This window comes from Butyricimonas hominis (assembly GCF_014287455.1).
Classification (GTDB): domain Bacteria; phylum Bacteroidota; class Bacteroidia; order Bacteroidales; family Marinifilaceae; genus Butyricimonas; species Butyricimonas muris.
Window position 1 is genome coordinate 49085 of the sequence record NZ_JACOOH010000009.1, and the last position, 14792, is coordinate 63876.

The following is a 14792-nucleotide window of genomic DNA, read 5'->3' on the forward strand; positions in this document are numbered from 1 at the left end:
TTTTTTAGAATGTTGGACTTATCCTGAAATTAAATCCCCTCATGTAAGGATAATCGGTTCCTCTCTCGAACTTCACCGTGGACAAACGCAACACGTCGGAAAATGTCACGCCGACCATCAATTTCTTTAACCCGATTTTCTTCACCCACTGCGGATTTATATCATAGCTAAAACTTAATGAAGATAAAAACAACTCGTTCTTCCTTTCCACGAAACGTTGCGAATGGTGATAACCGTAATCCCTGCTAATTTTTATATAATCCACCACATCTCCCGCTTCTTTCCAACGTTTCGTGAGAGCACGACGATCTACATTTTTCTTGATATTGATATTTTCAATTTTTGCCGCCCGAGTTTCATTATAAATATCTCCCCCCCACGTATACGAGAATGCCGCACTCACGGAAACCCCTCTCCACCCGAAAGACGTACTTATACTTCCTTCCAGTTTGGGAACCGTGCATCCTACCGCTACTTTATCCCGTGCATCAAACACAAACGTGTACGTGCCATCTTTTTTGATAAATATCTCTTGTCCTGTCGCGGGGTCAATACCCTTGGAACGCACGGCATAAATAGCATCCTGCGACTCTCCCTCCTCCATCTGGAGTTTGGGAGCTTCCAACGAAACATCATCCCGGTTTGCTTCACTCTGACGTTTTAAACTACTGCTGATCTTTTTGATCTTATTCTGCGTGTCATGTCCATTCACCGTGATCCGCCAGTACATATCCGATTTCTTTATGAGCTGCCCGGACACAGACCACTCTACTCCCCGGTTGACTCCCTCGCCCAAATTCGCCATAACACTCCCTATTCCAGAAGAAGGAGGCAACGAAACAGATATTAACAAATCTTTTGATATCTGTTTATAATAATCCACGGTGACATCAAATCGTCCTTCCAAAAGGGATAAAGAAAATCCACCGTTTAAAGATAAAGTACGTTGGGATTTCAATTGGTCATTTCCCATGGAAATCGGAACTGTACCTAAACCCATATAATATATAGTATTGGGCTTATATTGATAAATAGTGACCGGTTTTACTCCCCCGAAATTCCCACTCCCGACATAACCGACACTTGCCCTCATGCGAAGCAGACTAACCCACGAATCTTTCAAAAAAGCCTCGTTCTGCCCGTTCCACCCGATCCCACAACTCCAGTAAGGAGAAAAAAGGTGATCCGTACCGTAATTCGATCCGCCCGAACTCCGGAAAGATCCATCCACGAAATAACGATTATCATAGATAAAATTCAAGTTTGCATACCAACCAACCGATGTGCTGACACTCTCCGAACTCGACGGTCGAGTCTCCTTATAAGCATTAGCGTAACTCATATCGTTGAACTCCGGTTTCAAAAAACCAAGACCGGCAAATGAAAAACCTGAACTTTTACTTTTAGTCGTGTTTCCTCCACCATGCAAACTTAGCATCGTAGCCCCGTCTTTACCAAACGCCTTACTATAATTCACCGCGTAATTAACAGCCCATGAATACCCTTTTCCCCCGTCAATAGAATAACTTCCCTTCAGTAATTTATCGGTAATGCCACTCCATGTTGACGACTCCGGAGAATCGTATTTATCACGTTGTGAATCATTCACCGTGTAAGTGAAACTCCCCGTCGCATAGAAGTTCTTGATAATATCCCAACGAGCACTTAACGAATTTTGAAAACTCTTGGAAGAACTTTTACTAAAGCTATTCGTCGAGGCATCATACAAAGGATTCCGATCATTATAAGATACTTTTACATTCCAGTTTCCTTCTTTATCCTTAGGAGTATCATAAGGATTAATCTTCACGAAATCGGCAAAAGAACCGTAAGGTGAGTCCTTTGAATCTGTCTCCGACCAATCGGAACGGAAACTCAGATTCAACTTTTGAGCTAATATATATGAAAAATAAAAATTCACACCATATCTCTGACGGAAATCTCCTTTCATAACGCCCCGGGTATCCCCGTAACGCAAAGAAACGCCATAATCAAGTCCTCCCCCTCGTCCGGTCATCGAGAGCGAGTGATCGAAAGACCATGAATTTCGTAAAGGCTTGGATGCCCAATCCGTGTTCACACCTGATCGCACGATTTGATATTTCCGATTATATTCCTCATCTAATGATCCATTAGCACTCTCATACCTGCCATACAGACGTTCCAACTCCAATTTTTGCTCTGCATTACACAAATTAAAAGAAGACACATCAGGAAACTGCACGTTCGGGACAAAATTATAGCGCAAGCGCAATTTACTATCCGTCACCCGCTTCCGTTGTACCACGATGACTCCGTTCGCCGCTCGATCACCATACATCGCCGTGGCAGAAGCATCTTTCAACACATCGACACGGTCTATCTCGAAAACATCAATATCGTACAATTGTTCCATAGTAATTTCCACGCCATCCAGCACAATCAAAGGACGGTTCAATCCTAATTCCCCTTGAGTGGCAAGGGAAGTAGTACCCCGAATAATGATCTCCGGAATATGGTTCGGGTTAGAACCTTGTTTATTATCCTCCACGATTCTCAAACCGGGAGTTAAAATTGCCAATGCCTGAAAAATATTCGTTTGAGAAACTTGCAATAAATCTTCACCCTTAATCGACGTGACCGATCCCGTGTAACTATTCTTGTTTTGCGTGAACAAACCATTAACAACAACCTCATCCACCTGTTTTACATCCTCTTCCAGCATTACTCTCAAGTTTTTCTGCTCCTTGAGTTTGACCTCCACGGTTTTCATCCCGATAAAAGAAAAAACAAGCGTGTTATCACGTCCTTCCGGAAGGGCAATCTCGAAATATCCACTTGCATTTGTCGAGACACCTTGGTTAGTTCCCTTCAGCACCACGGTCACTCCGGGTAATACTTCTCCGTTCATATCGGAAACTGTTCCGGTGTACACCTTCACGTTCAAGTCATGTTCTTCCCGCAGTTTAGGTGAAATAATCACTTGTTTTTCTTCAATCTTAAATCCCAGATTCGTACCTTTCAAGCAAAGTTCCAGAGTTTTTTCCAGAGTTTCATTTTTCACATTTACAGTTACTTTTGTTCCCCCGGAAAACAACGTACTGCTATACACGAACTTGAATCCCGTTTGTTTCGTGATCTCCTTAAACACCTGCTGCAAGGCTACCTCCTTTACATCCAAGGTTACTCGCGCATCACGTTCTTGCGCGTACCCGTGAAAAACAAAGGAACTTACGAGAAAAATAGAGAAAAACAACTTTTTCATGACGCGAAAACAGCGTCCAATGTCATTAGCATCATTTTTTTTCATAACTTCGTACATTAATTTTTAATTATAGGTATATCCTATCCCCGGGGAAGTGCCGCAAACACTTCCCTATTCATACATTACAACATATTCCGTCAATTATCCGCACGTACAACAATCGTCCGCTCCCTCACCTCACATTTAACACAAGCCGCCAACTCGATAATACGCAACACCCGGTCAATATCCTCGTATCGCGGGAAATCACTCGTGAATTTCAATCGCTTGATCTCCTCGTTCGCGATAAAAATATGCACGTCATACCACCGTTCCAATTCCCGGAACACCTCAGTCAACGGTTGTTCTTCAAAAACAAAAAGCCCATTCTTCCATCCCGTATCAATCCAAGTATTCACCTCCCGCACCACCAAGCGATTTTCACTCAACATCACTTGTTGCCCGGGAACAATCTTCACTTGTTGGCTGCCGTATGCGACTTCCACGCTTCCTTCAATCAAGGTCGTCTGCCGCTTCTCATTTTCATACGCCCGAACATTAAAAGAAGTACCCAACACGCGTATTTTCATCCCGTCAGCATACACTACAAATGGTCTGTCTGCATTTTTCGCCACCTCGAAATACGCTTCCCCGGTGATTTCAACCTCCCTGCAATCGCCTTTAAACCTCACCGGATAACGCAATTCACTGTCGGCATTCAACCACACGTTCGTCCCATCCGACAATTCCAGACTGTATTCACCTCCCCTCGGAGTAAAAACCCTATTAACAGCCTCTATCTGGATAGAATCCTCTTTCGGGTAAACAATATGGTTGTCTTCCACCGAAATCACCGCAGATTTCTCTTTTACTTTCAGTGCCGCCTCATCGGACAACTCCACGTGTTGCCCGTTATCCAACACCAACACGGCACGATAACCACCCGGCACAATAGGAGCCTCGATACGGGCAATTTCTTTCCGCTCATCAGCACGCCGTGATAAAAAAAGAGCAACACTCGCCACGCAACAAACAACAGCCGCAACTGACGCTACCCGCACCCATCTTAATCGCCGGAGTGCCCGCCTCTTCCTCTCCTCGAATTTCCGCAATCCCTTCTTACTATCAAAAAGGCGATGCCGTAATATATTTTCATCCAAGTATTCCATCCGACGGAACTCACGCAACATCTCCTGGTGATGTTCGCTTTGCTCCACCCACTCATCCAGCAGGAACTGTTCCTCTTCCGAAATTTCCCCAAGTAAATACCGATGAATAATTTTTGCTATTTCAAACGTCTTTTTCATCCTTTTTTCCTTCTAATTATTCATAGAACACCACCTGTAACCAAAAGTGTCAAAAAAAAGACACTTTTTTTAAAACGTCCTATTTTGGAGCAATCAAATATATCTTCTATATTTGTTCGCACAAGCAAACGCTACATGACACACGAAGGGAATCAACAAGATTGGATTAAACGGCTTTGTGCCGGGGAAGAAGAAGCATATCGTTTTTTCTTCGACGAATATTACCAGATATTAGGTTCTTTCGCCTTGAGATATGTCAAGGAACAAGAAATCGCCGAAGACATCGTAAATGATGTTATTTTCGAGTTATACAGCAGTAAAAGATTATTCCCCGATCTCGTTTCTTTAAAATCATTTCTTTTTACATCTATTAAAAACCGAAGTCTAAACTACCTCCGGGGCAGAAGGGCACAGGAACGTTATCTCCGGGATCCGGAAAGCACACATGAAGCGGAATTTTTTCTGGATTCTATCATCGAAGAAGAAATCTATTTCCTCATGCAAAAAGCGATCACCGAACTTCCCGACAAAATTCGAGAAATCTATAAATTAAGCCTATCCGGCGAATCCAATGAATCCATCGCCACACAACTCCACCTAACCATCGACTCCGTCAAGGCCTATAAAAAAAGAGGAAAGCAGATACTAAAAGAAAAACTTCAAGACTTGTTTATTTGGCTATCTGTCAGCACATAAAACAATATATCTAAAATTCAATTTCTAGTATTCTCTCCTCACACGAGAAAAACAAGAGAGGCAGAAATTTCGTCCTGCCTCTCCATTTATTTAATCACCTACCACAACATCTTCATTCTCTCCCTTCCCCCAATCCTCTTCCGTACCTCCCGGTCGGACAGCTCCTCCCGGCTCACCGATCTCGATATCTTCCGAGTTTCCCGTTTCCCAGTCACCGGGGAAGATTTCCAGTTCGACATCATTCTTTTTCTCTTCAATCTTGTCGTCCGGCAAAGTTTCGGTCTTTCCGGTTTCATCCGTTGTTTCCACTTTATTCAAAGTAGACTCCAGTTGCCCGTCACCGGAAGTACTCTCGTTGACTTCCATATCCATTACAACTTGCATATCCGGGTTCGTTTCCACGGCAAGACTGAAAAGATGGGATAAAATTATCTCCTCGGAATCATCTTTCGCGATAATATTACACTCGATATTATTATCTCCTGCGCTACCGCCTTCATTTATCACAGCGATATTCATCGTTGCCGAATAATTATTATCTCCCTCGGCACGACCTAGCCCTCTCGCCAAACCGCCTTTCGCCATCGTCACAAATACTGTTCCCGGATTCTTCCATTCCGTATCCCCGAAACCAAGCGTTGTCCCCACGTTAGGGACAAGCACTCCCGCCTCGGCAATTCTCCCGGAATTATCCGTCATCTGGACTTTCGTTGCCGCGAGCGTCCGTTTCACGGTAAGCTCCGCTTTCGTGTCCTCGTCACCCACGGTTAACGTATTCTTGGCAAAAAGCACGTCGCCCAGCGGGGTGAAATTGGCTGCATTGTTCTTCCTCGTCAACTGAATCTTCATATCGGCAAGAGCCGTACCCACGGCATCACCCGCTATATTGGCATCCTCAGGTACATTACCCACGAAAGCGATCGTGTAGCTTCCCTTATCCAATTCCACGTCTTTAATATTCGCCACGGAATTATACTTGTAGCTTTTCTGCAATTTTCCCGCTTGGTCGAACACGTACAAACGCACATGCGAGATAATCCCTTTCAGACCGGCATCATCCAAATTGCCGACACCGCTTTTCAAGGTAAATCTGACCTTCACGGTTTCCGTTCCCGGTGTTGGGTCCGGATTCGGCTCAGGGTCAGGATCTGGCTCTCCACTTCCGCCGCCGCAACTGCAAAAATTAAGCGCCAACGACAATACCATGAATATATAAATAAACTTTTTCATTCAATACATTTTAATGGTTATTACTAGAACGCTTTATCATCAATTCCGATACCCGTTCACCGTTATTGTTCTTTGCAAATCGGAATGTTTTGACTTCAAGTTCACTAAAATCTTACACGACGACACGCCTTCCGGCATCACAAGCTCTCCCTTTGTCCATGCGGTTCCATCGCCTCCGGACGGTTCCATTTCCAACGTCCCTTCACCTTCAACACATGTCGTTTCAACAAACCAAGCCGTATTTGAAAATATTTCAAACGTGAACGAATCTCCCGCTGCCACGGAATACGAATCTTTACCGTTCGTTTCAAGTTTCTCTACTGTTGCCCCTTCTTGGTTAATTCGCACGGCTCCGGTAGAGTGGCGCCCGGCACGTACAATAACTTCTCCACTCCTAAAAAAATCTGCCCCGTACAAGTTAGGTTTCACCCTCACTTTCAGTTTGGCATTACCATTTCCTTTTAAAGTTTCATAATTGTAAGAAACACTGTCATTCCCATATATCAAGGTCATGAAACCTTCCCAATCTGCACGCAACTCACAACTCCATGCTCCATTTGATGTAATATCAATGTCATACACTCCGCCATCTCCCGAAGCGTTAATTTCTTGCTGAGTTATAACAAGCGTGATTCCATCCGGACTGAAATTCGGGGAATCCTCTACGTAAACATACAACGCACCGCTATTATATCTTTCCAACAGCACGGAAGGCAATTTCCCTGTCAGATTCGGATTCCTTGACAAGTCAAAATCTTCCAGATTCGTCAGACCGTTGAACGAGTCCGGAATCGCCGTGAGTCCGCAATTCGTCAATGTCAAGTACTCCAACGTACTCATTTGTCCCAACCAATCCGGCAAACCGTTCTGTGCAAAAACAGGAGAATATATAGTCAAATCTTCCAGTCTCAAATCCTTTATCGCTTGAATATTGGCAGGAGTAAGATTATCGTTCGCCAAAGCCAATTCCCGCAAAGACGTCCACCGTGTCACGGTAGAGGGAATCTCTATACCACTGAACCCGGCAAGGGCAAGTCCTGTAAGCGATTCTCCCGTCATATCCCATAAAGCATTCGGGAAAGTACAATTAGTCCCCGCTTGAATGAACAGGTATTTTAATTCAGTCAGTTGACTAAAGTCCACATCAACCGAAGAAATCGCAGATTTCGAAAGATCGATATCTTCATTTTTACCATCATCATCATAAGGTACTTCAAAAACAAGCACTTGCAGATTTACCAGATTAGCGATATGTGATGGAATCGCCGTTAAACTTTCACTACATATTTCCAACAATTTCAAACTAACAGGTAATTCGGGTAGAGTCGTGCCATACGTGTAAACAGAAAGCTCCTCCAATTTGCTCATCTCCTTAATAAATGCCGGAATTTCAGTCAGGCAGCCATAAGAACTCTCCCCGGTACTAAAACATTTTAATTCAGTCAAATTCTTGAAAGACTCCGGCAAACTCCAAGCAGACGGAGTACTATTTCTTGAAGCTTTAGCATTTGTTTTCGCCGCCTGTGTCGGCTTTACCCCTCCCCCGTGATCATAATCATTATCACTATAATCATCTAATCGAGAATAACCTATTCTCACGACACGTCCCGCCGCGTTCATCTCCACGTTATACCACAAATTAATATTATCCCCGCTCCAACCACTAACATCAAGCCCCGCCGCTCTCATCGCATCCCGCAATTCCAGCATAACAGCCTTATCATCAACCGACACATCCGGCATCTTCGGCAACACGACCACCACGTTGCCCGTCGTATCGAGTACCACGTTCTTCACCGGGGCAGGCAGTGCATAAAGATTATTATCCACGGAATCCCGTAATGAAATATTTTGCAAGGTATAATTCCCGACAAGCACCCGGTCACGACACTTCACGATAAGCGTATCCTCGCTAACGTAAAGGGAATTGTACGAGTCATCTTTATTGGCATGCAAAGAATACACGTGCTCTCCTTTACCATCCACGATATCAGCCATCAGATGATGAACCCGGTTAAAATTCACCGTTGAACCGTTCTCCACCAAGAATTTCACGGTCAAACTATCAAGATATATTTTCTGAGTTGCCGCAATATCCTCACTCTCCGAAGCTCCCCACTCTTCCAAGCTCATTTCAATCGCCACGTCGAAAACACCTCCCACGACATTTACCTTCGCGTTGATCGTGTGAATCTTGTTTGCCTCCACCTTATTTTTCAATGCAGACACGTAAGTCTTTATTTCGCCATCCTCCACGATCACGAATTTCAAGCGAGCCAGAGAATCGACACAAGTCGGGAAAGCTATCGCCTGACCTTTCATCAATTCCCCGTCCTTGCTCATCGGCACTTTCAATTGTGCTTTCGTGTCTTTGGGAGTCCCGTTAAAACTCACGGATTTTGGGGAACCCAACAAAGTCACGCTTTGCAATTCCACGCTTCCTTTCAACCCGCTCACGTTGATATCCAGACGTCCCACCATACGGCTTAAAGCTGCATCGCTCGTCTTATCCTCTCCCACCGTGATCTTATCCGTACCGGAGAAAATACTACCGGGCAAAATAATATCACCGTTAGCATCCGCTTGCAACGTGACAACAACATCATCCAGTTTAGTACCCTCTGCCAACCCGCTAATCTGTTGTTTGTCAATATTGGAAAGATAAGCAAAAGTATAAGTACCCAAAGGCAATTTCACTGGAGTCACGTTAGCCAACCCGTCATATTCCTTTTGTTGCGAGAAAGTACCGTCCTCGTTAAAAATCAATAAATGCAAACCACTAATTTCCTTGCTTAACGCGTCCGCCGACAAATCAGAAGACCTGCTGCTGAACGTCAAGGCAACCTCTTTACCCGGACCTTCACCTTCGAGCTGATCTTCCCGGCATCCCGTGAACAACACGGTCGACAATACAATGAGAGTATATAATATTCTTTTCATTTCGCTATCATTTTAGATTATAAATCAGATACTTTTTCCTCACAAACCGCCTTATTTCCAGCATCCCCGGAACGAGCTATCGAGGAACCGGGCACCAACGTGATATTCAATTCCAGCTTCTTGTTGCGTTCTATACATTTCTCGGACTTGAAATCAAAATAAGACTCGTTTTTGTACTCATCATAAACAATAACCGTCCCGCTCACCACGTTTTTTGTCGGGAAACAATAACATTCGTAGCCTCCCTCAAGGTTATAAGAATCCCATTGGGGAATAATAGTATAATCATTCATCTGAATCTCGTCCAATTCAGGACGATCGAAATAAATATGCATCGCGTAAAATTCATCCTTATTCACCACATTCACGACAAGTCCCCCAACCAGACGGTTCATCACCACCGTTTCGGAAGCATTTGCACCGTCCACTCGAGCCACACCTCCAAACAATTCGGGAAGAGTATAATAATCAGATTGCAAAAACAACACTTTCTTGTCCTTATCTCTCAAAACAACATAGTTTGATTGTTCCTCTCTATCATTACCCAACACGAAAAACGTATGTTCGCCGGCATCCAAATCCCTGAACGCTATTGGTTCTCCCGCGGCAAAATAAACCGGTTCACATACTTCATCGGACTTCAAATAAGTAAGGTCATACACCGAAGCAGACATCCCTTCCTCCGGAACCACACCTTCACCGGAACGCACAGCCAACTCCAAACCTCTTTCCGGAATTTCCGTTTGCTCCATTTCACTTTTCTGGGAACAAGCCCCGAAAAGGAATAAACAAAAAACTGCAACTAGAACTTTTCTCATAATTTCGCAATTAAAATTTACACTTGTAATTCTATCTGTATCTCAATTATTTAGCAATCAACCAATAAACTAATTCATTTTGTTTAATAATGACAAAACAATGTTTCATATATTAAATATCAGATGATTACAGTCTTAAAACATATCAAAAAATGTTCAATTAATGATAACTTAATAATATCCGAAGACAGTGCGCCTAATAGAAATACAACTCCCTGTGTATGAATTTTAAAAATAAATAGATGGATAATTACAAATAATAAAAAATGTCTTATATTTGTGAATCATTAAACGAAGGTTATTTGATTCTCAATAAATTATCATATAAACTTTTATAGATAATTATAAATATCACAACATAAAAAAAAGGCCAACTAATTTGCAATAAACCAGTTGACCTTCAAAATTTATCTATAAAACTAATCGGTCACAACGATATCTTCTTCCTCTCCTTTCTCCCAATCCACTTCCGAGCCTCCCGGTCGAACAAAATCTTCCCGTTCGCCAATTTCCACGTCCTCCGAATTTCCCGTTTCCCAATCACCGGGGAACACCTCGAGCGTCACGTCGGTTTCCTTGACTTTAATCTTTTCGTCCGGCAATTCCTCCGTCTTCCCAGTTTCATCTTTCGTTTCCACCTTGTTCACGGTCGATTCGAGTTGCCCGTCACCGGAATCGCTCTCGTTCACCTCCACGTTCATGGAAACTTCCGTGTCCGGTTTGGTTTCCGCGACAACATTTATCACTTGAGCCAAAACCACCTCTTGTGAAGCATCCTTCGCGATGATATTACACTGGATATTATTATTCTCCCCGGCACTGCCACTACCGCTCCCACTCACCACCGCGATATTCATCGTCGCCGAGTAATTCTTATTCTCGTCATCCGCCCGCGAGAAACTTCTTGCCACTCCGCCTTTCGTCATGGTCACGAACACCGTTCCGGGATTCTTCCACTCCGTGTCCCCGAAAGCAAGCGTTGTCCCCACGTTGGGCACAAGCACTCCTGCCTCCGCGATTTTCCCGGAATTATCCGTCATCTGTACTTTAGTGGTCGAGAGCGTTCGTTTCACGGTAAGCTCCACTTTGACCTCCTCCTCGCCTACCGTCAACGTGTTTTTCGCGAAAAGCACATCTCCAAGCGGGGTGAAATTAGCGGCATTCTCCTTCCTCGTCAATTGAATCTTCATATCGGCAAGAGCCGTACCCACCGTTTCCCCGGAAATATTCCCATCCTCCGGCACATTCCCCACGAATGCCACCGTGTAGCTTCCCTTCTCCAATTCAACGCTCTTGATGTCCGCCACGGAATTATATTTATAATTTTTCAACAACTTCCCTGCCTGATCAAACACGTACAAACGCACGTGCGAGATAATCCCTTTCAACCCGGCATCATCCAGACTGCCGATACCGCTCTTCAAGGCAAATTCAACCTTCACGGCTCCCGCCGGATTGACCGGTTCCGGTTCAGGCTCCGGTTCAGGACTATCCCCTCCGCTACCGCCACAACCACAGAATCCCAGCGACAGCGACAACACCATGAATATATAAATCAATTTTTTCATACTATACATTTTAACGGTTACTACTCGCACGCTTCATCACTTCATATTCGTGGAATCCCTCGGTATCTCCACCGACTTTGAATGTCCTGTTACGAGAATTGCCCTCTCTCTACCGGTTCGCAATGAATACAAACGCACCAAGATCGTGCACGACGCTACACCATCCGGCATCTCAAGCACGCCCGTTAAAGTTCCATTTCCAGTCCCATAACTCGGTTCCATGTTCAACCATCCCTCTCCGTCAATAATTTCTGAACGAACCTCCCATTCCGTGTTAGAAGACACATCCAGCACAAACATATCTCCCGCCATCAAAGAACACGAATCTTTAACACTCGTTTCGAGTCTTTCTTCTTGCGCCTCCGCCTGCTCTATCGAAACGCTCTCCGTGTTACGTTGCCCGACACGCACATTCAACTGTCCGGTACACCTCCAACTTCCATACAAGGCTTCCTTCATAACCACTTTCAAAGTCGCGTTACCACGCCCTGTCAAAATTCCGGCTCCGGTAATACTATCAGCCTGAATAAATTCTCCCTGCTCCGGTATCACAGTCACGCAATCTCCATCACTCGCGAACGAACAAGTCCACTCGGAATCAGTTTTAATCTCAACCTCGTACACCCCTCCCTCAACCGGAACATTAATCCGTTCCGGGGTTACTTCCAACCATGTTCCGTCAGGGCTAAAACCCTTCGATTCAGGAGCATAAACATACAATTCACCAGCATTATATCGCTCCAACAAACCGGTAGGCAATATCCCTGTCAAGTTAGGATTACGCGGTATATCAAGATCCCGCAAACCGGTTAACCCGCTAAATGATTCCGGTATAGAAGTGATCCCGCAATCAAACAAAGTTAAATATTCTATCGAACTCATTCCTCCCAGCCAAGCCGGAAGCCCACTTTGTCCAAAAACGGGTGAATAAATCATCAGGTCTGTCAAATTCAAGTTCTTTATCGCCTCGATATCTGAAGGCGCCATCACCGCATTTGCCAATGACAAATCTTCCAAGACACTCCACTTGCTCACCAACACGGGCACTTGAATACGACTAAAACCATAAAGTCCCAATTCACGCAGAGAACCTCCCGGCAGATTCCACAACCCGTCCGGTATTTCGCAATTCGCCCCACCAACGAGGTACAACGCTTTCAACTCCGCCAATTTACCGAAATCCATCTCTATCGATGCAACACTCGCCTGTGACAATAACGGTAAATAATCATAATCGTATTCATCATCTTCTTCGTAATCCGGCACCCCCATAATCAGCACCTGCAATTGCGTCAAATCCCCGATATGAGCCGGAATTTGAGTCAACGTCTTACTCTTTACTTCCAGATATTTCAATCCGGCAGGCAATTCCGGAAGAGTCGCACTATTCACGCTAACACTCAATTCCTCGAGATTGCTCAATTCCTTTATAAAAGAGGGAATTTCTGTCAACACACCATAATACTCGCCATCCGACATATTGAAACATTTTAATGCCGTCAGTTCCTTGAAAGAAGTCGGCAAACTCCAAGCAATTGCCTGTTCTCCAGTCAACGTTCTCGCTATCGCCTTTGAAGCTGTATTTGCGGACGCCGCCGTCTTTGCGACACGGTTCCGGCTATAATCATCCTCGTAATCATCCAAATCTGAATAACCGATCCCGATAACACGTCCTTCCGCGTTCAACTCAATCTCGTACCACAAGTTAATATTATCCCCTTTCCAACTCGAGGGAATCTCAACACCAGCCGCTTGCATGGCTGCCCGTAACTCCAACACAGCAGCCTTGTCGGTTGCCGCAACATCCGGCATTTTAGGCAACACGATTACGACACAACAAGTAGTATCAATCACCACATTTTGCACGGGTGCAGGCAACGCATACAATCTATTATACGAAGAATCCTGTATTGTAATATAATCCATGGTATAATTTCCACATGCCACCCGACCGCGGGAATGCAATATGAGCGTATCTCCACTTATATCAATTCCATAATACTCCTCTCCTTTATTACCATGCACACTAAAAGAATTTTCCCTTCCCGGGTCTAAAAAGTTCATGTAAATCTCCTTCACCTGCTCCACGTTCAATGACATTGCTTCCATGACAATTTTCACCTTCAAGCTATCAATATATACTTTTTGAGTAGCTGTGATATCCTCGCTCTCCGTAGCCCCCCATTCTTCCAAACTCATCTGGATATCCACGTCAAAAACACCTCCCACGACATTCACCTTCGCGTTGATCGTGTGAATCTTGTTTGCCTCCACTTTATTCTTCAATGTAGACACGTAAGTCTTTATTTCGCCATTCTCCACGATCACAAATTCCAAGCGAGCCAGAGAATCGATACAAGTCGGGAACGCTACCGCCTGCCCCATCATCAGTTCTCCGTCCTTACTCATCGGCACTTTCAATTGTGCTTTCGTGTCTTTAGGTGTCCCGTTAAAACTTACGGATTTGGGCGAACCTAACAAAGTCACGCTTTGCAATTCCACGCCTCCTTTCAACCCACTCACGTTGACATCCAAACGTCCCACCATACGGCTCAAAGAAGCATCACTCGTCTTATCCTCCCCCACCGTGATCTTATCCGTACCGGAGAAAATGCTACCGGGTAAAATAATATCGCCGTTTGCATCCGTTTGCAACGTTACAACAATATCATCCAGACTTTCCAGTCCACTAATCTGCTCTCTGTCAATATTAGAAAGATAAGCAAATGTATAAGTTCCCAAAGGTAATTTCACAGGTGTCACATCCGCCAAACTGGCAAACTCTTTTTTTTGCGAGAAACTGCCGTCCTCGTTAAAAATCAATAGATGCAACTTATTAATTTCCTTGCTTAATGCCTCCGCCGACAAATCAGCAGACCTGCTACTGAAAGTCAAGGTAACTTCCTTTCCCGGGACTTCTCCTTCCAGTTGATCTTCCCGGCATCCCGTGAATAACACGGTTGACAATACCACGAGAGTATATAATATTTTTTTCATTTCGTTATCATTT

General features: G+C 44.3%; 8 protein-coding genes. 1 reads left to right on the forward strand and 7 read right to left on the reverse strand.

What is annotated here, in order from left to right; all coding sequences use genetic code 11:
• Positions 1–4: 4 nt before the first annotated feature.
• Together H8S64_RS18415 and H8S64_RS18420 are read right to left on the reverse strand one after the other, a co-directional pair.
• The gene (locus H8S64_RS18415) at positions 5–3289 is read right to left on the reverse strand and encodes a SusC/RagA family TonB-linked outer membrane protein (protein WP_186978076.1); all 3285 of its coding nucleotides are present in this window, start codon (positions 3287–3289) and stop codon (positions 5–7) included.
• A gap of 92 nt (positions 3290–3381) precedes the next feature.
• A complete protein-coding gene (locus tag H8S64_RS18420) occupies positions 3382–4530 on the reverse strand; it encodes a FecR family protein (RefSeq protein ID WP_186978077.1) in 1149 nt (382 codons plus the stop codon).
• Between the two features lie 135 nt (positions 4531–4665).
• Between H8S64_RS18420 and H8S64_RS18425 the strand changes: the two genes are divergently transcribed.
• Positions 4666–5226 carry a sigma-70 family RNA polymerase sigma factor gene (locus H8S64_RS18425; RefSeq protein WP_186978078.1) on the forward strand — a complete coding sequence of 187 codons (561 nt, stop codon included), beginning with the start codon at positions 4666–4668 and terminating at the stop codon, positions 5224–5226.
• 90 nt (positions 5227–5316) lie between these two features.
• On the opposite strand, the gene H8S64_RS18430 is transcribed toward H8S64_RS18425, so the two are convergent.
• The 5 genes from H8S64_RS18430 to H8S64_RS18450 all read right to left on the reverse strand — a co-directional run bounded on the left by H8S64_RS18430 (position 5317) and on the right by H8S64_RS18450 (position 14779).
• The gene (locus H8S64_RS18430) at positions 5317–6456 is read right to left on the reverse strand and encodes a FimB/Mfa2 family fimbrial subunit (RefSeq protein WP_186978079.1); all 1140 of its coding nucleotides are present in this window, start codon (positions 6454–6456) and stop codon (positions 5317–5319) included.
• Positions 6457–6495: 39 nt separating this feature from the next.
• Positions 6496–9396, reverse strand: coding sequence for a FimB/Mfa2 family fimbrial subunit (locus H8S64_RS18435; protein ID WP_186978080.1), 2901 nt, complete (start codon positions 9394–9396; stop codon positions 6496–6498).
• A gap of 17 nt (positions 9397–9413) precedes the next feature.
• Positions 9414–10214, reverse strand: a complete 801-nt coding sequence (locus tag H8S64_RS18440; RefSeq protein ID WP_186978081.1) for a hypothetical protein — start codon at positions 10212–10214, stop codon at positions 9414–9416.
• Positions 10215–10633: 419 nt separating this feature from the next.
• Positions 10634–11782: a FimB/Mfa2 family fimbrial subunit gene (locus H8S64_RS18445; RefSeq protein WP_186978083.1), complete on the reverse strand. Its 1149-nt coding sequence runs from the start codon at positions 11780–11782 to the stop codon at positions 10634–10636.
• 36 nt (positions 11783–11818) lie between these two features.
• Positions 11819–14779, reverse strand: a complete 2961-nt coding sequence (locus H8S64_RS18450; protein WP_186978085.1) for a FimB/Mfa2 family fimbrial subunit — start codon at positions 14777–14779, stop codon at positions 11819–11821.
• Positions 14780–14792: the final 13 nt, after the last annotated feature.